The 23,854-nt window shown below is 73.0% G+C and carries 18 protein-coding genes and 1 pseudogene; 10 read left to right on the forward strand and 9 right to left on the reverse strand.

Annotated elements, in window-relative coordinates; all coding sequences use genetic code 11:
* The first annotated feature begins 6 nt into the window (after positions 1–6).
* Both AB0761_RS08390 and AB0761_RS08395 read left to right on the forward strand, forming a co-directional pair.
* Positions 7–732, forward strand: a complete 726-nt coding sequence (locus tag AB0761_RS08390; protein WP_377268336.1) for a gamma-glutamyl-gamma-aminobutyrate hydrolase family protein — start codon at positions 7–9, stop codon at positions 730–732.
* 332 nt (positions 733–1,064) lie between these two features.
* The gene (locus AB0761_RS08395; protein WP_377273972.1) at positions 1,065–2,243 is read left to right on the forward strand and encodes an IS110 family transposase; all 1,179 of its coding nucleotides are present in this window, start codon (positions 1,065–1,067) and stop codon (positions 2,241–2,243) included.
* Positions 2,244–2,310: 67 nt separating this feature from the next.
* Here the strand turns inward: AB0761_RS08395 and AB0761_RS08400 are convergent, their stop codons facing one another.
* The 3 genes from AB0761_RS08400 to AB0761_RS08410 all read right to left on the reverse strand — a co-directional run bounded on the left by AB0761_RS08400 (position 2,311) and on the right by AB0761_RS08410 (position 5,630).
* Positions 2,311–2,619, reverse strand: coding sequence for a hypothetical protein (locus AB0761_RS08400; protein ID WP_377268337.1), 309 nt, complete (start codon positions 2,617–2,619; stop codon positions 2,311–2,313).
* 286 nt (positions 2,620–2,905) lie between these two features.
* Positions 2,906–4,714, reverse strand: a complete 1,809-nt coding sequence (locus AB0761_RS08405; protein WP_377268338.1) for an ABC transporter permease/substrate binding protein — start codon at positions 4,712–4,714, stop codon at positions 2,906–2,908.
* On the reverse strand, positions 4,707–5,630 hold the full coding sequence (locus AB0761_RS08410) for a glycine betaine/L-proline ABC transporter ATP-binding protein (protein ID WP_377268339.1): 924 nt from the start codon (positions 5,628–5,630) through the stop codon (positions 4,707–4,709). Before AB0761_RS08410 ends, AB0761_RS08405 begins: the two co-directional genes overlap by 8 nt.
* Before the next feature lie 235 nt (positions 5,631–5,865).
* On the opposite strand from AB0761_RS08410, the gene AB0761_RS08415 reads away from it, so the two are divergent.
* The 4 genes and pseudogenes from AB0761_RS08415 (at position 5,866) to AB0761_RS08430 (ending at position 10,691) form a co-directional block, all read left to right on the forward strand.
* Positions 5,866–6,531 (forward strand): class I SAM-dependent methyltransferase, encoded by a 666-nt coding sequence (locus AB0761_RS08415; protein ID WP_377268340.1) that lies wholly within the window; start codon positions 5,866–5,868, stop codon positions 6,529–6,531.
* 86 nt (positions 6,532–6,617) lie between these two features.
* Entirely contained in the window at positions 6,618–7,523 is a 906-nt protein-coding gene (locus AB0761_RS08420) for a 5'-3' exonuclease H3TH domain-containing protein (protein WP_377273973.1), read from the forward strand.
* A gap of 75 nt (positions 7,524–7,598) precedes the next feature.
* A complete protein-coding gene (locus AB0761_RS08425) occupies positions 7,599–8,786 on the forward strand; it encodes an SLC13 family permease (RefSeq protein ID WP_377268341.1) in 1,188 nt (395 codons plus the stop codon).
* Positions 8,787–9,147: 361 nt separating this feature from the next.
* Positions 9,148–10,691 (forward strand): annotated as a pseudogene (locus AB0761_RS08430) (amino acid permease).
* 237 nt (positions 10,692–10,928) lie between these two features.
* Here the strand turns inward: AB0761_RS08430 and AB0761_RS08435 are convergent.
* The gene (locus tag AB0761_RS08435; RefSeq protein WP_377268342.1) at positions 10,929–11,597 is read right to left on the reverse strand and encodes a TetR/AcrR family transcriptional regulator; all 669 of its coding nucleotides are present in this window, start codon (positions 11,595–11,597) and stop codon (positions 10,929–10,931) included.
* A gap of 137 nt (positions 11,598–11,734) precedes the next feature.
* Between AB0761_RS08435 and AB0761_RS08440 the strand changes: the two genes are divergently transcribed.
* The 4 genes from AB0761_RS08440 to atzF are packed head-to-tail and all read left to right on the forward strand — an operon-like array spanning position 11,735 to position 18,434.
* Positions 11,735–12,547, forward strand: a complete 813-nt coding sequence (locus AB0761_RS08440) for an urea amidolyase associated protein UAAP1 (protein ID WP_377268343.1) — start codon at positions 11,735–11,737, stop codon at positions 12,545–12,547.
* Positions 12,544–13,179 carry an urea amidolyase associated protein UAAP2 gene (locus AB0761_RS08445; protein WP_377268344.1) on the forward strand — a complete coding sequence of 212 codons (636 nt, stop codon included), beginning with the start codon at positions 12,544–12,546 and terminating at the stop codon, positions 13,177–13,179. Before AB0761_RS08440 ends, AB0761_RS08445 begins: the two co-directional genes overlap by 4 nt.
* Positions 13,180–13,185: 6 nt before the next feature.
* Entirely contained in the window at positions 13,186–16,776 is a 3,591-nt protein-coding gene (gene uca, locus AB0761_RS08450) for an urea carboxylase (RefSeq protein ID WP_377268345.1), read from the forward strand.
* Complete coding sequence (gene atzF / locus AB0761_RS08455) at positions 16,773–18,434, forward strand: allophanate hydrolase (protein ID WP_377268346.1); 1,662 nt, start codon at positions 16,773–16,775, stop codon at positions 18,432–18,434. Before uca ends, atzF begins: the two co-directional genes overlap by 4 nt.
* A gap of 207 nt (positions 18,435–18,641) precedes the next feature.
* Here the strand turns inward: atzF and AB0761_RS08460 are convergent, their stop codons facing one another.
* The 5 genes from AB0761_RS08460 to tatA all read right to left on the reverse strand — a co-directional run bounded on the left by AB0761_RS08460 (position 18,642) and on the right by tatA (position 23,789).
* Positions 18,642–21,512, reverse strand: a complete 2,871-nt coding sequence (locus AB0761_RS08460; RefSeq protein WP_377268347.1) for a DEAD/DEAH box helicase — start codon at positions 21,510–21,512, stop codon at positions 18,642–18,644.
* Between the two features lie 5 nt (positions 21,513–21,517).
* Positions 21,518–21,655 (reverse strand): hypothetical protein, encoded by a 138-nt coding sequence (locus tag AB0761_RS08465; RefSeq protein WP_157875779.1) that lies wholly within the window; start codon positions 21,653–21,655, stop codon positions 21,518–21,520.
* 13 nt (positions 21,656–21,668) lie between these two features.
* Positions 21,669–22,388, reverse strand: a complete 720-nt coding sequence (locus AB0761_RS08470; RefSeq protein WP_377268348.1) for a GntR family transcriptional regulator — start codon at positions 22,386–22,388, stop codon at positions 21,669–21,671.
* An 84-nt stretch (positions 22,389–22,472) separates the two neighbouring features.
* Complete coding sequence (gene tatC, locus AB0761_RS08475; RefSeq protein WP_377268349.1) at positions 22,473–23,411, reverse strand: twin-arginine translocase subunit TatC; 939 nt, start codon at positions 23,409–23,411, stop codon at positions 22,473–22,475.
* Positions 23,412–23,483: 72 nt separating this feature from the next.
* On the reverse strand, positions 23,484–23,789 hold the full coding sequence (tatA, locus tag AB0761_RS08480) for a Sec-independent protein translocase subunit TatA (protein ID WP_377268350.1): 306 nt from the start codon (positions 23,787–23,789) through the stop codon (positions 23,484–23,486).
* Positions 23,790–23,854 lie beyond the last annotated feature (65 nt).

Consider the following 23,854-nt stretch of genomic DNA (forward strand, 5'->3'; position numbering starts at 1 on the left):
CATGCCATGGAGGACCGTCCCCTGATCGGCATCACCACCTATCTGGACACCGCCCGATGGGGGGTGTGGGAGGACCGGGTGGCACTGCTGCCCGCCGTCTACCCGCAGTTGGTGCAGTCCGCCGGCGGCCTGGCCGTGATGCTGCCGCCCGACGACCCCGAGCGGGCCCCCGCCGCGGCCGCGCGACTGGACGGGCTGCTGGTCGCCGGCGGGCCGGATGTCTCCCCCGCCCTGTACGGCCTGCCGGCGCACCCGCGGACGGCTGCGACCGCGCCCGAGCGGGACCGCTGGGAGTCGGCACTGATCCGGGCGGCACTGGCGGCCCGGCTGCCGCTGCTGGGGGTGTGCCGGGGCATGCAGCTGCTCAATGCGGTCTGTGGCGGCACCCTGGTGCAGCACCTCCCGGACGCGGTCGGCCACGACGGCCACTGCCCCTCCCCGGGGGTCTTCGCCCACCATCCGGTGCGGCCGGTGCCGGGCACCGCGCTGGCGCAGCTGCTGCCGGAGCCGGAACTGCCGGTGCCCACCTACCACCACCAGGCCGTGGACCGGCTGGGCACCGGGCTGCGGGTCAGCGCCCGCGCGGCGGACGGCACGGTGGAGGCCCTGGAGTCCGAGGGGCCCGGCTTCGCCCTGGGCGTGCAGTGGCATCCCGAACGCGACCACGATCTGCGGGTGGTGCGCGCACTGGTGTCCGCCGCCGCCCGGCAGGACGCGCCGTCGCCCCGCTGAGTCCGCCACCGGGCCGCCTCGGGCGAGCGCCCCACCCCGTTACCTTCTTCGTGGCTCCGCAACGGGGCTCTCGGCCCCCGGGTCCGGTATGACTGTTTGCCCCCTGCTGTACGCATGGCCTGGGGGGTGGTGTCGCCGGGCCTCGGGGCACCGCTTGACCGCTGATGAGGGGCCTGACAGCCGCCTGGCCCGGTGCAACGCCGGGGCCGTGACGGGCGGACGGTCTGCGTAACGTGGTTGCCGGCGTGCGGTGCCGCAGGGACGGCCGGGACGGACACGATCCCTGGGGGACGCACGTGTACGACACCAGCGGTATCGGAGTGTTCCTGGGCATGGACGTCGGCAAGGGCGATCACCACGCCCACGGACTGACGCCGGCCGGGAAGACCGTGCACGACAAAAAGCTGCCCAACAGTGAACCGAAACTACGCGCCCTGTTCACCAAGCTCCAGGCGAAGTTCGGCACCGTCCTGTTGATCGTCGACCAGGTCGCGAACATCGGCGCGCTGCCCATCGCGGTCGCCCGCGACGTCGGATGCGAGGTTGCCTACCTGCCCGGGCTCGCGATGCGCCGGGCAGCGGACCTCTACCCCGGAGAGGCCAAGACCGACGCCCGCGATGCCTTCGTCATCGCCGACACCGCCCGCTCGATGCCGCACACCCTGCGCTCGATCGAGACCACGGACGAGACCAGCGCCGAACTCGCGATGCTGGCCGGCTTCGATGACGACCTCGCCGGCGAGGCGACCCGCATCTCCAACCGACTGCGGGGCCTGCTCACCCAGATCCACCCCAGCCTGGAACGCGTCCTGGGCCCGCGCGTCCAGCACCCTGCCGTGCTCTGGCTGCTTGAGCGCTACGGCTCTCCGGCCCAGCTCCGCAAGGCCAGACGCCGCCAGCTCACCGACCGGCTCCGCCCGCTGGCGCCCCGAATGGCCGAGCGCCTCGTCACCGACATCCTCGCCGCCCTCGACGAACAGACCGTGGTGGTACCCGGCACCGCCGCCGCAGCCACCATCGTTCCCTCCCTGGCACGGCAACTGTCCGCCGTCCTAGACCAGCGCCGCACCCTGGAAGCCCAGATCAAAGACCTGCTGGAGACCCACCCTCTTTCCCAACTCCTGATGTCGCTGCCCGGTGTGGGCATCAGGACAGGTGCCACCCTGCTGGTCACCATCGGCGACGGCAGCACCTTCGCCACCGCCGGGCACCTCGCCTCCTACGCCGGCCTTGCGCCCGTTACCCGCACCTCCGGGACCTCAATCAAGGGCGAGCACGCGCCCCACCGCGGCAACCGGCAGCTCAAACGCGCCATGTTCCTGTCCGCGTTCGCCGCCCTGCACGATCCCATCTCCCGCACCTACTACGACCGCCAGCGCACTGCCGGGAAGACCCACACCCAAGCCCTCCTCCGGCTCGCCCGACGTCGCATCGACGTCCTCTTCGCCATGCTCCGCAACGGCACCTTCTACGAGTCCCGCCCGCCCAGGGCGGTCGCTCTGGCCGCATGAACCCAACGCGGAACTATCACGGCAAACCCGAGCCCCCGGGCCACCAAAGATCTCAACCTGGCGCGGACTAGACCATGCCCAAACGGTGATCCGCGGGGCTGTAGTCGATCTTCCAGTCGGCATACACCCCGGCGAATCCGTCCTGCGCGCATCGCAGGCCCACGGTCACCCAGCGAACCGATCCGTCGCCAGCGAGGGAAAATGCAACGGCCGCCTCGAACTCCTCACTTCCACACGGACAGCCGGCCGCACCGGGCTCGTCGTCCTCCCAGTGCTCCTCGCTCCAGTACTCCGCGCTGTCCGCGATGAACGCACGGCTGCCGCACCCAGAGCACTCCCGTTCCGCTCCGGACTCGTTGACGAGCAGGGAGAACACCCGGCCGCCGCACTCCCCGCACACACAAGGGACGATCTTCGCCGGTCGGCCGTCGACTGCAGTCCGAAGAAACCCCGCGAGCTCTGCGGAGACACCTTCGCCAACCTGATCATCTGCACGCACGGGCACATCGTTCCAGACACCCGAGCAGCTTGACCAAAGACATAGGGGCACCCCCCCGTGACCGCCAGGGGCGCGGTGAGCCGCGCACCGGCCCGCCTCCTCGGCGGGCCGGGCGCGCGGCTCACCGCGCCCCTGCGACGGTGTCCGAGCCGGACGTGGCCGGTCAGCCGGCGCTGACGGGCGCCAGCCGGTCGACGAGGCCGGGCTGGGTCTTCAGCCAGCTGCGCACACCCTGCTCCTCATGGCCCTGGCCCGCGTCGTGGATGGCCTGTTCGAGACCGCCGAGCTGCTGCTCGCTGAGCTTGAAGTCCTTCATCCACCGCGAGACCGTCGGGAACTGCGCCGGGAAGGACTTGTTGGCCAGGGTGTGGATGCCGTCGCCCTTGCCGAACAGGCCCTTGGGGTCGGTCAGCTTGGTCAGCGGGTACTTGCTGTAGGCCCAGTGCGGCGACCACAGCACCACCGCCACCGGCTCCTTGGCCCGGACCGACCGCTCCAGCTGGGCGAGCATCCCCGCGGTGCTGCCGGTGGTGAGCTGGTACTCCTTGTCCAGGCCGTAGCCGGGCAGCACGCGGGAGTCCAGCAGCTTCATCTCGCCGGCGCCCGGCTCGATGCCGATGATCCGCCCGCCGAACTCCTTGGCGCGTCCCTTGAGGTCGGCCAGCGAGTGCACGTCCTTGACGTAGGAGGGCACGCTGATCTCCAGCGAGGTCTTCCCGTACCAGGAGCCGAGGTCGGTGAGGCTGGAGCGGTACCGCTTCCAGTAGTCGGCGTGGGTGACCGGCAGCCAGGAGTCCAGCTCGACGTCGACCTTGCCGGACGCCATGCCGGTGTAGAGCGCGCCCACGTCCATGTTCTGCAGCCGGGGCCGGTAGCCGCGCTGCTCCAGCACCTCCTTCCACAGGAAGGTGGCGGCGACCCCCTCGTCCCAGTTGATGTAGCCGATGTCCACCGTGCGGCCGTGCCCGACGTCATGGCCGGCCGGCAGCGCGACATCCTCGGACTGGGTGCCGCCGAAGGTCTGCAGGCCGCCGGCGACCAGGGCGAGGGCCACCACGGCCGCGCCGGCGACCGCGGTGCTCGGCCGGTAGCGCAGCACCACGGAACGGCTGCCGGTGTGCTCGCGCGCCAGGGCGCGGCGGCCCAGCGGGGAGACCCGGCGGCCCAGTGCACCGGTCATCCGGTCCAGGTACATGGCGAGGATGACGACCGCGATGCCGCCCTCGAAGCCCAGGCCGATGTCGACCTGGCTGATGGCGGTGAAGACGGAGGCGCCCAGGCCGCCGCCGCCGACCATGCCGGAGATCACCACCATGGAGAGCGCCAGCATGATCACCTGGTTGACGCCGGCCATGATGGTCGGAAGGGCCAGCGGCAGCTGCACACCCAGCAGGGTGCGGCGGGGGGTGGTGCCGAACGCCTCGGCGGCCTCCACCAGCTCGCCGTCCACCTGACGGATGCCCAGCTCGGTCATCCGCACGCCGGGGGGCATGGAGAAGACGATGGTGGCGATGATGCCGGGGACCTGGCCGACGCCGAAGAAGAAGATCCCGGGGATGAGATAGACGAAGGCCGGCATGGTCTGCATCAGGTCGAGCACCGGGCGCAGCGCGGCGCTCACCTTGCCGGAGCGGGCCGCCCAGATGCCCAGCGGCACGGCCAGCAGCACCGTGATCGCGCTGGCCACCAGCACCAGGGAGAGCGTGGACATGGCCTCGTCCCACTGCTGGACCGAGTCGATCAGTGCCAGCCCGGCGAAGGAGAGCAGCGCCGCCAGCGGGCCTCTCAGCCAGAGCGCCAGCACCGCGAGGATGCCTGCCAGCAGCAGCGGCTGCGGGGCGCCCAGTACGGCGTCCACACCGTCGTACATTCCGGAGACGACGGTGGTGACGCCGTCGAAGAGGGGTTGGAAGTGGTCACGGAGGAAGTTGACGCCGTGCTCCACCCAGTCACCGAGCGGGATCCTAGCCATGCTTCACCGCCCTCCCGCCGACATCGGCGTCCCTCCGGGCCTGCGGCACCTCCTTCTCCGCGCCGGCCGGGCCGCCCACCGGGCGGACCGCTGTACGGCCCAGCACCCGGTCGCGGTCCACGTCCTCGACGAAGGCGGCGACATAGTCGTCGGCCGGGGAGAGCACGATCTCGGCAGGGGTGCCCTGCTGGACGATACGGCCGTCGCGCATCACCGCGATCCGGTCGCCGAGCCGCATGGCCTCGTTGAGGTCGTGGGTGATGAAGACGATGGACTTGCGCAGCTGCTGCTGGAGCTGGAGCAGCTGCTCCTGCATCTCCCGGCGGATCAGCGGGTCCAGCGCGCTGAAGGACTCGTCCATCAGCAGCAGGTCCGCGTCGGTGGCCAGCGCCCTGGCCAGGCCGACCCGCTGCTGCATACCGCCGGAGAGCTCGTCCGGCCAGGAGTCCTTCCACTCCCCGAGGCCCACCAGCTCCAGCGCCTCGGCGGCGCGGCGGTTGCGCTCCTCGCGGGGCAGGCCCTGCTGCTCCAGGCCGTAGCCGGCGTTCTCCAGCACGGTGCGGTGCGGAAACAGCGCGAAGTGCTGGAAGACCATGCTGATGCGATGGGAGCGCACCGAGCGCAGCTCCCGGTCGCGCAGCGCGGTCAGGTCCTGCCCGTCGAAGAGCACCCGCCCGGCGGTGGGCTCGGAGAGCCCGTTGAGCATCCGCAGCAGGGTGGACTTGCCCGATCCGGACAGGCCCATGATGACGAAGATCTCTCCCTCACCGACCTCGAAGCAGGCGTCGACGACGGCGGCGGTGGCGCCGTCCTCGCGCAGCGCCTCGCGGTCGGAACCCGAACGCAGCCGCTCGACGGCCCGCTCGGGCCGCCTCCCGAAAACCTTGAACAGATGGTCTGCTTCCAGCAGGGACACAGGTACCTCTCGATCTCGCAGCACCGTCGTACGGGCGCCGCAGTTGCTTCCGCGACCGGCTACCCGGCCTTGGTGCGTACACAAACCCGACTGTGGCGACCGTCACGGAATCATCGCTTCCGCTTTGGCGAATTGTCCTGAATATCCCGGCAAGCAGCACATATCGGCCATATGTTGGCAGCCACGGCACGGAGCCGACCCGGGACTGTCAGTGGCGGCTGCGACGATGCCGCCCATGGACGACCACTCCACCGCCATCGCCGCCTACTGGGACGACGTCGCCGCATCCTTCGACGACGCACCCGACCACGGGCTGCACGCCGAGCACACCCGCAGGGCCTGGCAGCGGCGGCTGCAGGCGTGGATACCGGGCGGGCCGGCGGATGTGCTGGACGTCGGCTGCGGCACCGGATCGCTCTCCCTGCTGCTCGCCCGGTCCGGACACCGGGTGACCGGCGTCGACCTGGCACCGCGCATGGTCGAGCGCGCCCGGCACAAACTCACCGCAGCCGGCCTCGAAGCACACGTCCTGCTCGGCGACGCGGCCGCCCCACCGACCGGCGGCCGGCGGTTCCACGCCGTGCTGGCCCGACACCTGCTCTGGACGCTCCCCGATCCCCAGCAGGCGCTGCGGCAGTGGGTCGCCAGACTGCAGCCGGGCGGCAGACTGGTGCTGGTCGAGGGCCGCTGGCACCCGGCGCCGGAGTCCGAGACCCCCTACGCCGCCCCGGCGACGTCCCTGCCCTGGCACGGCGGGATCGGCGCGGCCGACCTCGCCGCCGCGGTCCGCCCGCTGACGGCCCATGTCCGCACGGAGCCGCTCAGCGACGACCTCGACCTCTGGGGCGGACCCGTGCAGGACGAGCGCTACGCCCTGATCGCCACCGCCCGGGACATCTGATGGACCCTCAGCAGCGGGCCGCGGCGCCGGTGCCCGCCGACGGGTTCCCCATACGGCATGCTGGGTCCGTGACCACTCCCCGGCTGATGCTCCTGGACAGCGCCTCGCTCTACTTCCGCGCCTACTTCGGCGTACCCGAGTCGCTGAAGTCCCCCGACGGCGTACCGGTGAACGCCGTACGGGGCCTGCTGGACTTCATCGCCCGGCTGGTCACCGACCACTCCCCCGACCACCTGGTGGCCTGTATGGACGCCGACTGGCGTCCCCAGTGGCGGGTGGACCTCATCCCCTCCTACAAGACCCACCGCCTGGCACCCTCACCGCCCGCCGAACCCGGCGAGGAGGAGGTCCCCGACGCCCTCGGCCCGCAGATCCCGGTGATCGAGCAGGTCCTGGACGCCGTCGGCATCGCCCGGGTCGGATCCCCCGGCTATGAGGCGGACGATGTGATCGGCACCCTCACCGCACAGGCCCGCGGCCCCGTGGACGTCGTCACCGGCGACCGGGACCTCTTCCAGCTGGTCGACGACACCCGCGCGATCCGGGTGCTCTACCCGGTCAAGGGCATGGGCACCCTCCAGTCCACCGACGACGCACTGCTGCACGAGAAGTACGGCGTCGACGGCGGCCACTACGCCGACATGGCCGTACTGCGCGGCGACCCCAGCGACGGCCTGCCCGGCGTCGCCGGAGTCGGCGAGAAGACCGCCGCGCGACTGCTGGCCTCCTACGGCAGCCTGGCGCAGATCCTGGCGGCCGCCGACGACCCCGGCTCCGCCCTCACCCCCACCCAGCGCAAACGCCTTCACGAGGGCCGCGGCTACCTGGCGGTGGCACCCCGCGTCGTCAGGGTCGCCGACGACGCCCCGCTCCCCGACTTCGACCCCGCGCTGCCCCGCGAGCCCCGCGACCCCATGACCCTGGAGGAGCTCTCCGAACGCTGGGGCCTGGGCGGATCACTCCACCGGCTGCTGGCCGCACTCGCCGGCTGAACCCCCCGGGGGAACCCGCGAACCCGGCCGCGCCACCGGCGCAGACCGGCAGGCCGACTGTGGAAGTGTGAATCCGTGCGTCAACTCAAGCGGCTGCATCCGCTCGACCTGGTGGCGGTGGCCCTGCTGGCCTTCGGCCTGCTCTTCGTCGTCACCGGACTGCTCCCCACCGGCCAGGCCGAGGACGTCCTGCGGCGCATCGCGCCACTGCTGCCCTTCCTCGGCACCGTCATCGTGCTCGCCGAACTCACCTCGGAGGCCGAGGTGTTCGACGTACTGGCCGGCCGCATCGCACGGGTGGCAGGCGGCAGCTACCCGCGGCTCTTCCTGCTCTGCGTCGGCTTCGCCTCGCTGACCACCGTGGTGCTCAACCTGGACACCACAGCCGTGCTGCTCACCCCGGTGATGCTGGCCCTCGCATCCCGCGTGGGCATCGCCCCGCTGCCGCTCGCCATGACCACGGTGTGGCTCTCCAACACCGCCAGCCTGCTGCTGCCGGTCTCCAACCTCACCAATCTGCTGGCCGCCGAGAAGGTCTCCCTCACCCCCACCGGCCTGGCCGCCCGGATGTGGGCACCCCAGCTGGCGGCGATCGCCGCAACCATGGCCTGCCTGTGGCTCTGCTACTGGCGGCGGGGGCTGCGCGACGCCGACCGCTACCGCGCCCCCGAACGCCGCAGGCCCGCCGACCCGCTGCTCTACCGGATCTGCGGCCTCACCTGCGCCGCCTTCCTCGCCGCCGTCCTGGTACTGGACGTTCCCCTGTGGGCGGCCTCCTCGGCGGCAGCAGCCGTGGCGGTGGCCGCCTTCTCGGTACGCCGCCGCGACATGCTGCGCCCGGAACTGGTCCCCTGGCGGCTGCTGGCCTTCGTACCCGGCCTCTTCCTGGTGGTGGAGACCCTGCGGGTGCACGGCCTGCGGCTGCTGGAGTCGCTGATGGGCGGCGGCTCAGGCCTCGGCGGGCTGCTGCGCACCGCAGGGGTGGGCGCGGGCCTGTCCAATGTGATCAACAATCTGCCCGCCTATCTGGCCGGCGAGTCCGCGCTGCCCGACGCCGGCCGCGACCGGCTGCTGGCGCTGCTCATCGGCACCAACGCGGGCGCACTGGTCACCCCCTGGGCCTCACTGGCGACACTGCTCTGGTTCGAGCGCTGCCGGGCACAGAACGTACGCGTGCCGCTCACCCGCTTCATCGCGACCAGCGCCCTGCTGGCCGTGACAGCGGTCGTGGCAGCCGTCGCGGCGCTGTGGGCGACCGCCTGACGGTCTGCCGCCTGACGGTCCGCCGCCTGACGGTCTGCCGCCGACCTGAACGGGCACGCCACCGGCGGACCCGGATACGGGCGGACACGGCCGCTCCGCCGTGTCCGCGATGCTGCTTCAGTGGATTCCTGTCGCCCGACAGAAATTAGGGACCCTCCGTTTCCCCCGCGTGACGCCGACGTCACACACGGGTTAGACGGTCCTCACCGGACGCCCCGCACACCGGTTTTCCAGGATGTAACGCACCGTTGGCACCGCTGCAACACACACCCGGTTCCCTGCTGCCACCCGCGGCCGCTCCGCCGCCTCCTGTCGCCCCGCCAGATCTCCGCCCAGGAGACATCCAAGACAGGGGACGACCATGTCCGAGCACGGCCCCGCCCTCACCACCGTCCCGCCGCCCACCGTCGCAGCCGAACACCTCCAGGACACCGACAGCACCACCCTCGCCGCCTTCGGCTACCGCCAGCAGCTCCACCGGCGGATGGGACGCTACGCCTCCTTCGCCGCCGGCTTCTCCTTCATCTCGGTGCTCACCACCGTCTTCCAGTTCTTCGCCTTCGGCTACTCCTTCGGCGGCCCGGCGTTCTTCTGGACCTGGCCCGTCGTCTTCGCCGGCCAGCTCGCCGTAGCCGCCTGCTTCGCCGAACTCGCCGCCCGCTACCCCCTCTCCGGCGCCATCTACCAGTGGTCGACCCGGCTGAGCGGCGCCGCCTTCGGCTGGCTCGCCGGCTGGCTGATGGTGCTGGGCCAGATCGTGGTGGTCTCGGCCGCCGCACTGGCCCTCCAGGTGGTACTGCCACCCCTGTGGTCCGGCTTCCAGCTCACCGGCGGCGACCCCTCCCCCTGACCCCCACCGGCGCGGCCAACGCGGCGGTGCTCGGCGTGATCCTGCTCGCCGTCACCACCGTGGTCAATGTGCTGGACATCCGGATCATGGCCGTGGTCAGCAGCATCGGAGTGACCGCCGAACTCGTCGGAGTGGCCGTGATGGCCGTACTGCTGCTCACCCACGGCGACCGCGGCCCCGGCGTGGTGATGCACACCGGATCCGCCGGCTCCGGCGGCTACCTCGGACTCTTCCTGGTCGCCTCGTTCTCCGCCGCCTATGTGATGGTCGGCTTCGACAGCGCAGGCGAGATGTCCGAGGAGACCCGCAACCCGCGGCGCACCGCACCGCGCACCATCCTCACCGCACTGTCGGCCGCCGGCGCCGCCGGCGGCCTGCTGCTCCTCGGCGGCCTGGTCGCCGCACCGAGCCTCACCGACGGACGACTGGCCTCCGAGGGGCTGTCCTATGTGCTGACCAGCCGCTTCGGCGGCAGCCTCGGCCGGGTGCTGCTCGCGGACGTCGCCCTCGCGGTCTGCGTGGCCACCCTGGCGATCCAGACCGCCGGGGCCCGGATGGTCTTCTCCATGGCCCGCGACGGCGCCCTGCCCTGGTCCCGCCGGCTGGCTGCGGTCTCCCCGCGCAGCGGGATGCCCACCGCCCCCGCCGTGGCGGTCGGCGTCCTGGCCGCCGCCGCCCTGCTGCTCAACCTAGCCTCGCCCGAGGCCTATCTGGCCCTGGGCACCACCTGCATCGTGCTGGTCTACCTCGCCTATGCGATGGTCACCGGGCCCATGCTGCTCCGCAGGCTGCGCGGAGACTGGCACACCACCGCCGACGGCACCGACGAACGCGGCCGGCCGCTGTTCACCCTGGGCCGCTGGGGCCTGCCCGTCAATGCCGTGGCGCTGCTCTTCGGCCTGGCGATGGCCGTCAACCTCGCCTGGCCCCGGGCCGAGGTCTACGACCCGCAGGGCGGCCACTGGTATCTGCAGTGGTTCACCGTGCTGGTGCTCGCCGGTGCGCTGCTGCTGGGCGCCGTCGCCTACGCCGCCGTCCGCCGCCGCCGGTCCTGACCCCAGACCCCAGACCCCCAGACCCCGGACCCCCAGGCCCCAGACCCCCGACCGGGCACAGGCGCTGCACACGGCACCCCACGGACCGTCAGCCGCACCGGCCGGGCGACCCCCGACCGTCGCGGCACGGGGCTGCGCGCGAGGCACAGCACCTCCACGGCCGCCGCGCAGTCCCCGCACCGCCGGACGGCGTCTGCGGCAGCGCCGCCGGACGGCGTCTACGGCAGCACCGTCCGGTCAGAGCAGCGTGCGGCCCTCGTCGCGTACGGCGGCAAGCCGGGACTCCCCGCAGCCGGCGATCCGCAGGGCCGCATCGGCCGTGGCGTCGGCGAGCCGGTCCGGATCCCGCTCCGGGGTCTCCCGGCGGAGCAGGATGACACTCTCCACCAGACCGAAGACCAGGTCCGCCCGGACCACCGGATCGGCCGCCGCCGACCCGGCCGCCAGCAGCAGATCGGCGTAGTACTGCTTGAGTTCGGCACGCAGCCGGTGGAACCCGGCGAATCGTTCCGCCCGTACCTCGGGCAGCAGATAGAGCGCCCCGAGGTTGTACGGTCCACCGGCCAGCAGCGCGGCGTCGGCCCGGCAGAGCGCCCAGAGGCGCCCCGCCGGGGCGGCGCCGCGCTCGGTCGCCAGCCGGCGGGCCAGCTCCAGCGAGGGCTGCACGGTGCTCTCCAGCAGCGCGGCGAGGATGTCCTCCTTGCCGGCGAAGTGGTGGTAGAGCGACGCCTGCCGCAGTCCCGCACGCTCGGCGACGGCACGGGTGGAGGTGGCGGAGTAGCCGAGCGTGGTGAACAGCTCGGCCGCCGCCGTCAGCACGTCCTGACGGGTCGTCCGCCCGCTGCGCGACGGCCCCTGGGCACGCGGACGGCCCACTCCCCTGCTGCTTCCCGCGACTGCGACCACCCCGGGATCCTCGCACACGCCCGGCACAGTGAGCACTCCGTAACCCGGCCGCAACGCACGGGCAACAGCGCGGACCCGGCCCGGTCCTAATTTCTGTCGAGCGACAGAAATTACCCGCCCCCACGGCAGGAGGCAGCATGACCGCCCCGACCGGATCCACCGCGACCACCCGCGCGGCCCGGGACCACGCCCGCGCCCAGGGCGGCACCGCCGTCGACTGCATGCCACAACTCCCCGCACCCGACGGCGCGCTGTGGGCGGAGACGGTCGCCGGCGGCAGCTGCACCCACAAGGTCCTGGCCCGCGGCAGCGAGCTGCGGCTCACCGACCGCGACGGCGACGCCTGCGCCCATCTGCTGCTCTACTCCGCCGACCGCAGCTGGGAGCGGCTCAGCACCGCCGACACCGCCAAGGTGCAGTGGAACGCCTATCCCGGCGCCGGCACCCTGCTCCTCTCCGACCAGGGCAGGGTGCTCGCCTCCCTGACCGCCGACGACTCCGGGCGGCACGACCTGCTCTGCGGCACCTCCACCGCCCTCCGCAACACCGCACGCTACGGCGACGGCAGCGCCCACGGCCCCACCCCCGCCGGGCGGGAGCTGCTGCGGCTGGCCGCCGCCAAACACGGCATGGACGCCCGTGACCTGCCTCCCGGGATCTCCTTCTTCCAGGGCGTCCGGGCGACGGCCGACGGCTCGCTGGAGTTCACCGGCTCGGTCTGCCCCGGCGCCAGCGTCACCCTGCGCGCGGAGATGCCGCTCACCGTGCTGATCGCCAATGTGCCGCACCCGCTGGACCCGCGCCCCGACTACCGCTGCACCCCGCTGGAGGTGCACGCCCGGGCCGGAGCGCCCACCCGCCCGGGCGAACCCCTCTGGGACGCCACCCCCGAAGGCCGCCGCGCCTTCCTCAACACCGCCGACCACCTCACCGCCAGGGGGATCGCATGACCGCCACCACCACCACGGCCGGCCGCACCGTGCTGGACCAGACCGTCCCCGCCCGCGCCCCCTGGTCGGCGGTGGTGCACCGCGGACAGCTGCTCACCATCACCGACCTGGGCGGCAACCAGGCGGTGGACTGCCTGCTGTACGACGCCCATGACACCTCGGTCCGCTACAGCGCCCCGGACACCCTCCAGGCCCAGGGCTCGCTCTTCCTCACCACCGGCAGTGTGCTGATGTCCAGTGAGCACACCCCGCTGATGACGGTGGTGGAGGACACCTGCGGCCGCCATGACACCATCGGCGGCGCCTGCAGCAAGGAGTCCAACACCCTGCGCTACGGCCACCACACCTGGGCGCAGCACGCCTGTGTGGAGAACTTCCTTGCCGAGGGCGCCCGTTGGGGCCTGGGCAAGCGCGATCTGGTGCCCAACATCAACTGGTACATGAATGTCCCCGTGGAGGCCGACGGCACCCTGGGGATCGTGGACGGCATCTCCGCCCCCGGCCTGCGGGTCACCCTGCGGGCGGAGGCCGATGTGCTGGTGCTGGTCTCCAACTGCCCGCAGATCAACAACCCCTGCAACGGCTTCGACCCGACCCCGGTGCGGATGACCGTCACCGAGCCCGAGGGCTGAGCGGCGATGACCTTCGACACCCTGCTGGTCGCCAACCGCGGCGAGATCGCCGCCCGGATCATCCGCACCGCCCGCCGCCTCGGCATCCGTACGGTGGCCGTCTTCTCCGACCCCGACCGGTCGGCGCCCCATGTGCGGCTCGCCGACCATGCGGTGCGTCTGGGTCCCGCGGCTGCCAAGGCCAGTTATCTGAGGACCGACCTGGTGCTGCGGGCCGCACTGGACAGCGGCGCGGGCGCCGTCCACCCCGGCTACGGCTTCCTCTCCGAGGACGCCGGCTTCGCCCGCGAGGTGGAGGCCGCCGGGCTGGCCTTCGTCGGCCCGACCCCCGGCCAGCTGGAGGTCTTCGGCGCCAAGCACACCGCACGGGCCGCCGCCGAGGCGGCGGGGGTACCCCTGGCACCGGGCACCGGTCTGCTCCCCGATCTGGAGACGGCACTGGCCGCCGCCGAGGACATCGGCTACCCGGTGATGCTCAAGGCCACCGGCGGCGGGGGCGGCATCGGCATGCGCGCCTGCCGCACCCCCGCCGAGCTGGCCGTCGCCTGGGAGCAGGTGCAGCGCACCGCGGCCGCGTCCTTCGCCACCTCCGGTCTCTTCCTGGAGCGGCTGGTGGAGCGGGCCCGCCATGTCGAGGTGCAGGTCTTCGGCGACGGCACCGGCCGGGTCGTCACCCTCGGCGACCGGGACTGCTCGCTGCAGCGCCGCAACCAGAAGGTCCTGGAGGAGGCCCCCGCCCCCGGTCTGCCCGCTGCCGTACGGAACCGGCTGGCCGCCTCCGCCACCGCACTCTGCGCCTCGGTGGACTACCGCTCGGCCGGGACCGTGGAGTACGTCTATGACGCCGCCCGCGAGGAGGCGTACTTCCTGGAGGTCAACACCCGCCTCCAGGTGGAGCACCCGGTCACCGAGGCGATCTACGGCGTCGACCTGGTGGAGTGGATGCTGCGGCTGGCCCAGGGCGACCGCTCGGTGGTCCGGCAACCGCCCGCCCCGCACGGCCACGCAGTGGAGGCCCGCGTCTATGCGGAGGACCCCTCCGACGGCCACCGGCCGAGCGCCGGCCGGATCACCCGGGTCGTCCTCCCCGAGGGGGTGCGGACGGACTCCTGGGTGGAGACCGGCACCGAGGTCACCACCGCCTATGACCCGCTGCTGGCCAAGGTGGTGGTGCACGGCGAGGACCGCGGGGACGCCCTGGACCGGCTGGACAGCGCCCTCGCGCAGACCCGGGTCGACGGCATCGAGACCAACCTCGGACTGCTGCGGGCCGCCGCCGCGGACCCCCTGGTACGCGACGCCGGGCACACCACCGCCACCCTCGCCGGGATCGCCGACCCCACCGCGCGGATCGAGGTGGTCCGCGCCGGGACCCTCACCACCGTGCAGGACTGGCCGGGCCGCACCGGCTACTGGCATGTGGGCGTGCCGCCCTGCGGGCCGATGGACGACCTCTCCTTCCGGCTGGGCAACACGGCACTCGGCAACCCCGAGGGCGCCCCCGGACTGGAGTGCACCCTGGAGGGGCCGGCGCTGCGCTTCACCGCGGCGGCCACCGTCTGTGTCACCGGCGCCCCGGTGCGGGTCACCCTGGACGGCGCACCCGTGCCGCAGTGGGAGGCCGTGCAGGTGCCGGCCGGGTCCGTACTGGACATCGCGGCGCCGGAGGCCGCGGGGCTGCGCAGCTATCTGCTGGTGGCGGGCGGCCTGGAGGTACCGGACTTCCTGGGCAGCGCCGCCACCTTCACCCTGGGCGGCTTCGGCGGCCACGGCGGACGGGCGCTGCGCGCCGGGGATGTGCTGCACGGCGGGGCGGTCCGGTCCGGCGCCGGGTGCGTACCGCCGCAGCTGCGGCCGGCCTTCACCGACCGCTGGGAGATCGGCGCCGCGGAGGGGCCGCACGCCGCCCCGGAGTTCTTCACCGAGGCGGACATCGAGGAGTTCTACGCCGCGGACTGGAAGGTGCACTTCAACAGCGCCCGCACCGGGGTGCGGCTGGTGGGCCCGCGGCCCGCCTGGGCGCGCACCGACGGCGGCGAGGCCGGGCTGCACCCCTCCAACATCCATGACACCCCGTACTCCGTCGGCGCCGTCGACTACACCGGGGACATGCCGGTGCTGCTGGGACCTGACGGTCCGTCGCTGGGCGGCTTCGTCTGCCCCGCCACCGTGGTCACCGGGCAGCGGTGGAAGCTGGGCCAGCTGCGGCCCGGGGACAGCGTGCGGTTCGTCCCGGTCACCCTGGAGGCCGCCGCCGCACTGCGCCACTCCCCCGCCGCCGCGCCGATGGCTTGCCGGCCTCCGGTCGGCGACGGCGGAGTGCTGGCCCGGCTGCCGGAGACCGCCGGCCGGCCGAGCGTCACCTACCGGCGCAGCGGCGACGACAATCTGCTGGTCGAGTACGGGCCGATGCAGCTGGACCTGGCCCTGCGGATGCGGGTGCACGCCCTGGCCGAGCGGCTGGCCGCAGAACGGCTGCCGGGCGTACGGGACCTGACCCCCGGCATCCGCTCGCTCCAGGTGCACACCGACCCTGAGGTGCTGCCGGTCGGCCGGCTGCTGGACGCGGTGCGCCAGGTGGAGGCGGAGCTGCCCCCCACCGGCGAGCTGCGGGTGCCCAGCCGCACCGTGCATCTGCCGCTCTCCTGGGACGACCCGGCGACCCGGGAGGCCATCGCCCGCTATATGGCGGGCGTACGCGACGACGCGCCCTGGTGCCCCTGGAACATCGAGTTCATCCGGCGGATCAACGGCCTGGAGTCGGTGGAGGACGTCTACCGCACGGTCTTCGACGCCGAGTACCTGGTGCTGGGGCTGGGCGACGTCTACCTCGGAGCGCCCGTGGCCACCCCGCTGGACCCACGGCACCGGCTGGTCACCACCAAGTACAACCCGGCCCGCACCTGGACCGCGGAGAACTCGGTGGGCATCGGCGGCGCCTACCTCTGCGTCTACGGCATGGAGGGCCCCGGCGGCTACCAGTTCGTCGGCCGCACCGTGCAGGTGTGGTCGGGCTGGCAGCAGCGCGGCCCGTTCCAGCCGGGGGCACCCTGGCTGCTGCGCTTCTTCGACCGGATCCGCTGGTATCCGGTGAGCGCCGAGGAGCTGCTGGAGATGCGGGCCGACATGGCGGCCGGGCGGCTGGAGCTCAAGGTGGAGGAGGGCGAGTTCGCGCTCGCCGACCATCTGCGGTTCCTGGCCGACAACGCCTCGGAGATCGCGGCGTTCCGGGAGCGGCAGGCGACGTCGTTCGCCGCCGAGCGGCAGGCGTGGGAGGACGCCGGGGAGTTCACCCGGGCCGAACACGCGGCGGACTCCGCGCCCGCCGCCCCGCAGCAGGTCAACGCGCCGGCGGGCGGAGCGGTGGTGACCGCCCGGTTCACCGCGAGCGTCTGGAAGGTGCAGGTGGCGGTCGGGGACCGGGTGGAGCAGGGCCGGCCGCTGCTGGCGGTGGAGGCCATGAAGATGGAGTCGGCGGTGGAGGCGCCCCAGGACGGGGTGGTCACCGAGGTGCTGGTGCGGCCCGGCGACCAGGTGGACGCAGGTGCTCCCCTGGTGGTCCTGGCACCTGCGCTGGACGAGGAGGAGGCCGCATGACCGGCAGCGTGGAGGAGCGGGTCCGCGAGGCCTACCGGCGCAATGAGCAGGTGGCCCGGCCGGAGATCTGGATCGGTCTGCGCCCCCTGGAGGAGGCGGTGGCGGAGGCGCAGCGGCTGGATGCCCGGGTGGCGGCGGGCGAGCGGCTGCCGCTGGCGGGCACGGTGCTGGCCGTCAAGGGCAACATCGATGTGGCGGGGCTGCCCACCACGGCCGGCTGCCCCTCGTACGCCTACCGGCCGGAGCGGGACGCACCGGCGGTGGCGCGGCTGCGGGCGGCCGGGGCGGTGGTGCTGGGCACCACCAACCTCGACCAGTTCGCCACCGGGCTGGTCGGCACCCGCAGTCCGTACGGGGCGGTGCACAGCGTCCACGATCCGCAGCGGGTGGCCGGCGGTTCCAGCTCCGGTTCCGCGGTGGCGGTGGCGCTGGGGATCGCCGATCTGGCGCTGGGCACCGACACGGCGGGGTCGGGGCGGGTGCCGGCCGCGTTCAACGGCATTGTGGGCCTCAAGCCGACCCGGGGTGCGGTCTCCGCCGAGGGCGTGGTGCCGGCCTGCCGCAGCCTGGACTGCGTCAGCGTCTTCGCCCGCACGCTGGACGCCGCCGAGCAGGCGTTCGCCCTGCTGGCGGATCCGGCCGGGGTACGGGCCGCTCCGGTGCGGCGGCCGGGGCCGTGGCGGGTGGCGGTGCCGCCGGTGGCGCAGCTGGGCGAGCTGGACGACGGCTGGGCGCAGGCGTTCCTGGCGGCCGCGGAGCGGCTGGCCGTGGCGGGGGCGTCCCTGGTGGAGGTGGACCTGGAGCCGTTCTCGACGGTGGCCGCGATGCTCTACGGGGGCGCCTTTGTGGCGGAGCGCTACACAGCCGTGGGTGACTTTATCGACAAACACATCGGTACGGCGGAGCTCGACCCCACCGTCGCGGCGGTCATCACCGCGGCCCGCGACATCCCCGCCCACCGGCTGCTGGCCGATCTGGCGGAACTGGAACGACTGCGCGGCGAGGCCATGGCCGCCCTTGGCGACGCCGACGCACTGCTGCTGCCCACCACTCCCGGCCATCCCACCCTCGCCGAGGTGGCAGCCGACCCGCTCGGTGCCAACGCCCGGCTGGGCCGCTTCACCAACTCCACCAATCTGCTGGACCTCTGCGCCCTGGCCGTCCCGGCGGGCCGGGTGGACGGCGGGGGCCCGTTCGGGGTGATGCTGGTCGGCCCGGCCGCCACCGAGCACCGGCTGGCGGCCGTGGCCCGGCTGCTCACCACTCCTGCGCCGGCCCGGCTGGCCGTGGTCGGCGCCCATCTGACCGGCCAGCCGCTCAACGGTCAGCTGCTGGCCCTGGGCGCGCGGCTGGTCTCGGCCGCCACCACGGCCCCGGAGTACCGGATGCATCTGCTGGACACGGTGCCGCCCAAGCCCGGGCTGGTCCGGGTCGCCACCGGCGGAGCGTCCCTGGAGGCCGAGGTCTGGGAACTCCCCGCGGCCTCGCTGGGCGCGCTGCTCTGTGCCCTGCCCGCACCGATGGCGCTGGGGCCGGTGCGGCTCGCGGACGGCTCCTGCGTACCCGGTTTCCTCTGCGAACCCGCCGCGCTGGGCGACGCCCCGGACATCACCGCGCACGGCGGCTGGCGCGGCTATCTCGCCGCCACCAGGCAGTGACGGACCCACCCCGCTGCGGGCTGCGCGTGCACGGCAGGTGCCACGGAGGGCCGGTCGCGCGGCTCCACCCGCCGCACGACGGCCGACCCCGGCCGGGCTGCTGCCCGGCCGGGGTCGGCCTGTGGGTCGCCTGTGGGTCGCCTGTGGGTCGCCTGTGCGGCACCGTCCGGGCGAGGCCGCCCGTGCGGCGTTGTCCGGGTGGCCGGGTCAGCCCACCGAGGAGTAGGCGATGACCCCGCGCCGCAGCGCGTCCACCGCCTTGCGGGCGGCGGTACGCAACTCCTGGTCGTCACCGGCCGCGTCCTGGATCTGCCCCAGCACGTCGATCAGCTGCTTGGTCCAGCGGACGAAGTCGCCGGCCGGCATGTCGGCGTCCCGCAGCACCGCGTCGAGGCCGTGCCCCGAGGCCCAGCGGTAGGCGGCCCAGGCGAAGCCCAGATCAGGCTCGCGCTGTCCCACGCCCTCGGCGGTGTTGAGCCGGTGCTGCTCCTCCAGCGCGTCCAGATGGCCCCAGAGCCGCACCATCTCGCCCAGCGCCGCCTTGGACCTGCCCTCCGGCACCCGCGGGGTCGCCGCGTCGTCGGACTGCCGTGCCTCATAGACCAGCGCTGAAGCGCAGGCGGCCAGTTCGGCGGGCCCCAGCCCCTTCCAGACGCCCTCGCGGATGCACTCGGAGGCCAGCAGGTCCAGTTCGCCGTAGAGCCGGGCGAGCCGCTTGCCGTCGCCGGTGACCGTGTCGCCCTCGAGGTAGCCGAGGTCGGTGAGGAGTCCGCAGACCCGGTCGAAGGTGCGGGCGATGGTGTGGGTGCGCGACCGCATCCGACGCTCCAGCTGGCCGGTGTCCCGCTGGAGGCGGTGGAAGCGCTCGGCCCAGCGGGCGTGGTCCTCCCGCTGGTCGCAGCCGTGGCAGGGGTGCTGCCGCAGCTCTGCCCGCAGCCGGGTGATCTCCGGGTCGTCGGCGGCCGCGGCGCGGCCCCTGCGGTGGCGCTGGGGCTCGATGTGCCCGGCCTTGGTGCGCAGGGCGGAGGCCAGGTCCCGGCGGGACTGCGGGCTGCGCGGGTTGAAGGACTTGGGGATGCGCATCCGCTCCACCGGCTCCACCGGCACCGGGAAGTCGATCATGGCCAGCCGCTTGACCTGCCGCTCCGCGGTGAGCACCACCGGGCGCGGCCCGTCCTGGAACTCGGGACGGTGGCCGCCCCTGCCCTGCGGGGGCAGGCCGGGGTCGATGACCAGGGCCAGGCCGGAGAACTTGCCGGCCGGGACATGGATGACATCGCCCGGACGCAGCTTCTCGATGGAGTCGACGGCCGAGGCCCGGCGCTGTGCGGTGCCCTCCCGGGCCAGCTCGTTCTCCCGGTCCTTGAGCGCGCGGCGCAGCGCGGCGTACTCGTCGAAGTCGCCCAGGTGGCAGGTCATCGCCTCGCGGTAGCCCTCCAGGCCCTCCTCGTTGCGCTGCACCTGGCGGGCGATGCCGACCACCGAGCGGTCGGCCTGGAACTGGGCGAAGGAGGTCTCCAGCAGCTCGCGGGAGGTGTGCCGGCCGAACTGGGAGACCAGGTTGACCGCCATGTTGTACGACGGCTTGAAGGAGGACTTCAGCGGATAGGTACGGGTGCCGGCCAGACCGGCCAGCGCGGCCGGGTCCAGACCGCGCTGCCAGAGCACCACCGCATGGCCCTCGACGTCGATGCCCCGGCGTCCGGCACGCCCGGTGAGCTGGGTGTACTCACCGGGGGTGATGTCGGCGTGCGACTCGCCGTTCCACTTGACGAGCTTCTCCATCACCACCGAGCGGGCCGGCATGTTGATGCCCAGCGCCAGGGTCTCGGTGGCGAAGACCGCCTTCACCAGGCCCTGGACGAAGAGCTCCTCCACCACCTCCTTGAAGGTGGGCAGCATGCCGGCGTGGTGGGCGGCTATGCCGCGCTCCAGTGCGTCCAGGAACTCGAAGTAGCCCAGGACGTGCAGGTCCTCGTCGGGGATGGCCGCGGTGCGCTCCTCGACCAGCGCCCGGACCCTGGCCCGGTCGGCGTCGTTGTTGAGCCGCAGCCCGGAGGCCAGGCACTGCTGCACCGCCGCCTCGCAGCCGGCGCGACTGAAGATGAAGGTGATGGCGGGCAGCAGGCCCTCGGAGTCCAGCCGGTCGATGACCTCGACCCGGCTGGGGGTCCAGGCGCGGCCCGGGCGGCCGCTCGGCATGGACCGCCCGCGGCCCCGGGCGAAACGGTCCGCCCGGCGGTCCTGCTCGGAGCGGGCGAGGCGCACCAGCTCCGGGTTGACGTCCTTGGCCGGGGGCCGCGGCTCACGACCGCGCCCTCCGTCGGCCTGCTGCTGGTTGCGGCCGGTGGTGAAGAGGTCGTACATCCGGTTGCCGGCCAGCACATGCTGCCAGAGCGGCACGGGGCGGTGCTCGGAGACGATCACGGTGGTGCCGCCGCGGACGGTGTCCAGCCAGTCGCCGAACTCCTCGGCGTTGGAGACGGTCGCCGACAGGGAGACCAGGGTGACGGACTCGGGGAGGTGGATGATGACCTCCTCCCAGACCGCGCCGCGGAAGCGGTCGGCGAGGTAGTGCACCTCGTCCATGACCACATAGCCGAGGCCGTTCAGCGTCTGCGAGCCGGCGTAGAGCATGTTGCGCAGCACCTCGGTGGTCATCACCACCACAGGGGCGTCGCCGTTGACCGTGTTGTCCCCGGTCAGCAGACCGACCTTGGCGGCGCCGTAGCGCTTGACCAGGTCGGCGTACTTCTGGTTGGAGAGGGCCTTGATGGGGGTGGTGTAGAAGCACTTGCGGCCCTCGCGCAGGGCCAGGTGGACGGCGAACTCCCCGACGATGGTCTTGCCCGAGCCGGTCGGTGCCGCGACCAGGACGCCCCGGCCGCCCTCCAGCGCCTGGCAGGCCTCGATCTGGAAGGGGTCCAGCGGAAAGTCGTAGAGATCCCGGAACCCGTACAGGGCGGACGCCTGCTCCTTGGCGCGGCGCTTGGCCGCCGCGTAGCGCTCGGCGGGTGTCAGGCTCTCCGGGTCACTCTCCGCGGGACTCTGCGGATCGGTGGGGACGGCGCTGCTCATCGGCGTCACCTCTTCTTCCCGTGGGAGTGCTGCCCGCTGGGGCTGGACGGGAGCGCATACGGCGGCGCCTGCGGCTGCGGGGCCGCGTCGGCCTGGGCCGGCGCCGGGGCGCAGCGGGTGTGGTCGGTGTGGTGAAGGAGCATCTCAAGCCAGAGGTTACCCGTCGGCACCGACATCGATAGCAGGGTTTTTGGTACGGGCGCCGGGGACCGCCGCGGCCGCCTGCGGGGCCCGGTCGGACCGGTCGCGGTCCAGGTGGCGGCGCAGGCACTGCTCGGCTCCGGCGATGTCGCCCGCCGCGGCGAGGTCCAGCAGCTCCAGGTGGTCGCGGGCGGCGGCGACCAGGTCCGCGGCGGGCCGGGCGCCGGCCGGCGGCAGGGCGCGGCGGCGCAGGTCGTCGGCGAGCCGGACCAGCCGGGCGTTGCCGGCGGAGGCGAGCAGCGCCAGATGGAAGCGGTGGTCCGCATCGAGATAGCCGCATCGGTCGCCTTCGCGGGCGGCGGCTGCGGCCTCCTCGGCCAGCCGACGGAGCGCCGCGAGTTGCTCCGGCCCTGCGGCGCCGAGGACCCGCCCCACGGTGGGGACCTCCAGCAGCGCCCGGATCTCCGCGATCTCGTCCAGGTCGTGCTCGCTGACGGCGGTGACCCGGAACCCCTTGTTGCGGACGGTCTCCACCAGCCCCTCCCGCACCAGGTCGAGCATGGCCTCGCGGACCGGGGTGGCGGAGACGCCGTAGCGGGCCGCCAGCACGGGGGCCGAGTACAGGACCCCCGGCTCCAGCTCACCGGCCGCCAGGGCGGCGCGCAGCGCCCGCGCGACCTGGTCGCGCAGCCGCTCCTGCACACAGACGCGGTGGCGCGGCTCGAAGTCGGCCATTGCTGTGCCTCCTGGGGGCCGCGGGAGGCCGGCCGGCGGGGGACGCTGCGGGCAGCCGCAGGGGAGGAAGGGTGACGGGAGGGATCAGGTGATGTCGTCGAGCTTGCCGCCGCCGCCCGCCGGGGCGGCGGAGGCGTCGACCGGCTGGACCTCGTCGACGGGCTGGGTGGGCTCCACCGGGGCCGGGGCGAGGTCCAGGCTGGACGCCTCCTCGTCGCTGAGGTGGGAGTTGGGGTCGGCGTCCCGGGCGCGGGCGCGGCGCCGGTCGTTCAGCCAGGAGACCACGCAGGCGATGATGTACAGCACCAGGATCGGCAGCGCCAGCAGCAGCATGCTCACCGGGTCGGTGGTGGGCGTGGCGATGGCGGTGAACAGGGTGATGCCCATGACCATGCCGCGCCACCAGCCGATCATGCGGCGGGCGCTGAGGACCCCGCCGAAGTTGAGCATCATCAGGATCAGCGGCAGCTCGAAGGAGATGCCGAAGACCAGGACCATCCTGGTGGCGATGTTCAGGAAGTCGTCGACGTTCTGGATGTTGGTGGCGTTGTGCGGGGTGAAGGACTGCAGGGTCGCCACGGTGGTCGGCAGGATCTCGTAGGCGAACCAGGCGCCGCCGAGGAAGAGCGGGATGCCGAGGCCCAGGAAGAAGAGGCTGTACTTCTTCTCGTGGCGGTGCAGCCCCGGCGCGATGAACGCCCACAGCTGGTAGAGCCAGACCGGGCTGGCGATCACCAGACCTGCGGTGAGCGACACCTTGATGGCGAGGCCGAACGGCGACAGCAGGTTGGTGACCGCGATGATGCACTTCTCGCCGCCGGTGCCGCCGTTCATCTTGGCGGCGCAGCCGTCGAGCGGATGGATCAGGAAGTCGATCAGGTTGCGGTAGAAGAACGCCGCGACGATGGTGACCACCAGGATCGCACCGACCGCCTTGACCAGGCGGTTGCGGAGCTCACGGAGGTGGTCCCCGAGGGACATCCGCCCCTCGGGATCCTTCGGCGGCTTGGCAGACTTCAGCAACCCCGGTCCTCGGCTCGTCGAGCGGGGGGGCGGCCCCTCGCGTTCAGCTGGTGGTGCGTGTGGTGCGCCGGCTCAGCGCTGCGCGGAGTCCCGCTCCTGCGCGGGGGCCGTCGCGGTCTCACCGACCGGGCGGGCACCGGTGGAGTCACCGGGGGCGGCCTGGATGGTCTTGGGCGCCGCCGGGGCGGCGTCGGCCGTGCGCTCCGCCGGGGCGGCGTCGGCCGAGCCGTCGGTCTTCATGGCCTTGGTCTCGCTCTTGAGGATCCGCAGCGACTGGCCGAGGGACCGGGCCATGTCGGGGAGCCGCTTGGCGCCGAACAGCAGCACGACGACCACAAGAATGAGAATGATCTCGGGTGCTCCGAGCCTGCCAAACATAAGCGACTACCTTCTCAGCGAGGCGGCGTTCAGGGTTTGTGTGCCCGTACCGACCGGGCGCGGGA

Origin of the sequence: Peterkaempfera podocarpi, from assembly GCF_042466665.1 — a bacterium.
GTDB classification, from domain to species: Bacteria; Actinomycetota; Actinomycetes; order Streptomycetales; family Streptomycetaceae; genus Peterkaempfera; species Peterkaempfera podocarpi.

Coding starts and splice junctions, on each gene's coding strand:
- AB0761_RS08460 (WP_377268347.1), bottom strand. CDS start 21,512: ATGAGCAGCGCCGTCCCCACCGATCCGCAGAGTCCCGCGGAGAGTGAC.
- AB0761_RS08415 (WP_377268340.1), top strand. CDS start 5,866: ATGGACGACCACTCCACCGCCATCGCCGCCTACTGGGACGACGTCGCC.
- atzF (WP_377268346.1), top strand. CDS start 16,773: ATGACCGGCAGCGTGGAGGAGCGGGTCCGCGAGGCCTACCGGCGCAAT.
- AB0761_RS08390 (WP_377268336.1), top strand. CDS start 7: ATGGAGGACCGTCCCCTGATCGGCATCACCACCTATCTGGACACCGCC.
- AB0761_RS08405 (WP_377268338.1), bottom strand. CDS start 4,714: ATGGCTAGGATCCCGCTCGGTGACTGGGTGGAGCACGGCGTCAACTTC.
- AB0761_RS08445 (WP_377268344.1), top strand. CDS start 12,544: ATGACCGCCACCACCACCACGGCCGGCCGCACCGTGCTGGACCAGACC.
- AB0761_RS08470 (WP_377268348.1), bottom strand. CDS start 22,388: ATGGCCGACTTCGAGCCGCGCCACCGCGTCTGTGTGCAGGAGCGGCTG.
- AB0761_RS08440 (WP_377268343.1), top strand. CDS start 11,735: ATGACCGCCCCGACCGGATCCACCGCGACCACCCGCGCGGCCCGGGAC.
- AB0761_RS08395 (WP_377273972.1), top strand. CDS start 1,065: ATGGACGTCGGCAAGGGCGATCACCACGCCCACGGACTGACGCCGGCC.
- AB0761_RS08420 (WP_377273973.1), top strand. CDS start 6,618: ATGCTCCTGGACAGCGCCTCGCTCTACTTCCGCGCCTACTTCGGCGTA.
- AB0761_RS08465 (WP_157875779.1), bottom strand. CDS start 21,655: ATGCTCCTTCACCACACCGACCACACCCGCTGCGCCCCGGCGCCGGCC.
- tatA (WP_377268350.1), bottom strand. CDS start 23,789: ATGTTTGGCAGGCTCGGAGCACCCGAGATCATTCTCATTCTTGTGGTC.
- uca (WP_377268345.1), top strand. CDS start 13,186: ATGACCTTCGACACCCTGCTGGTCGCCAACCGCGGCGAGATCGCCGCC.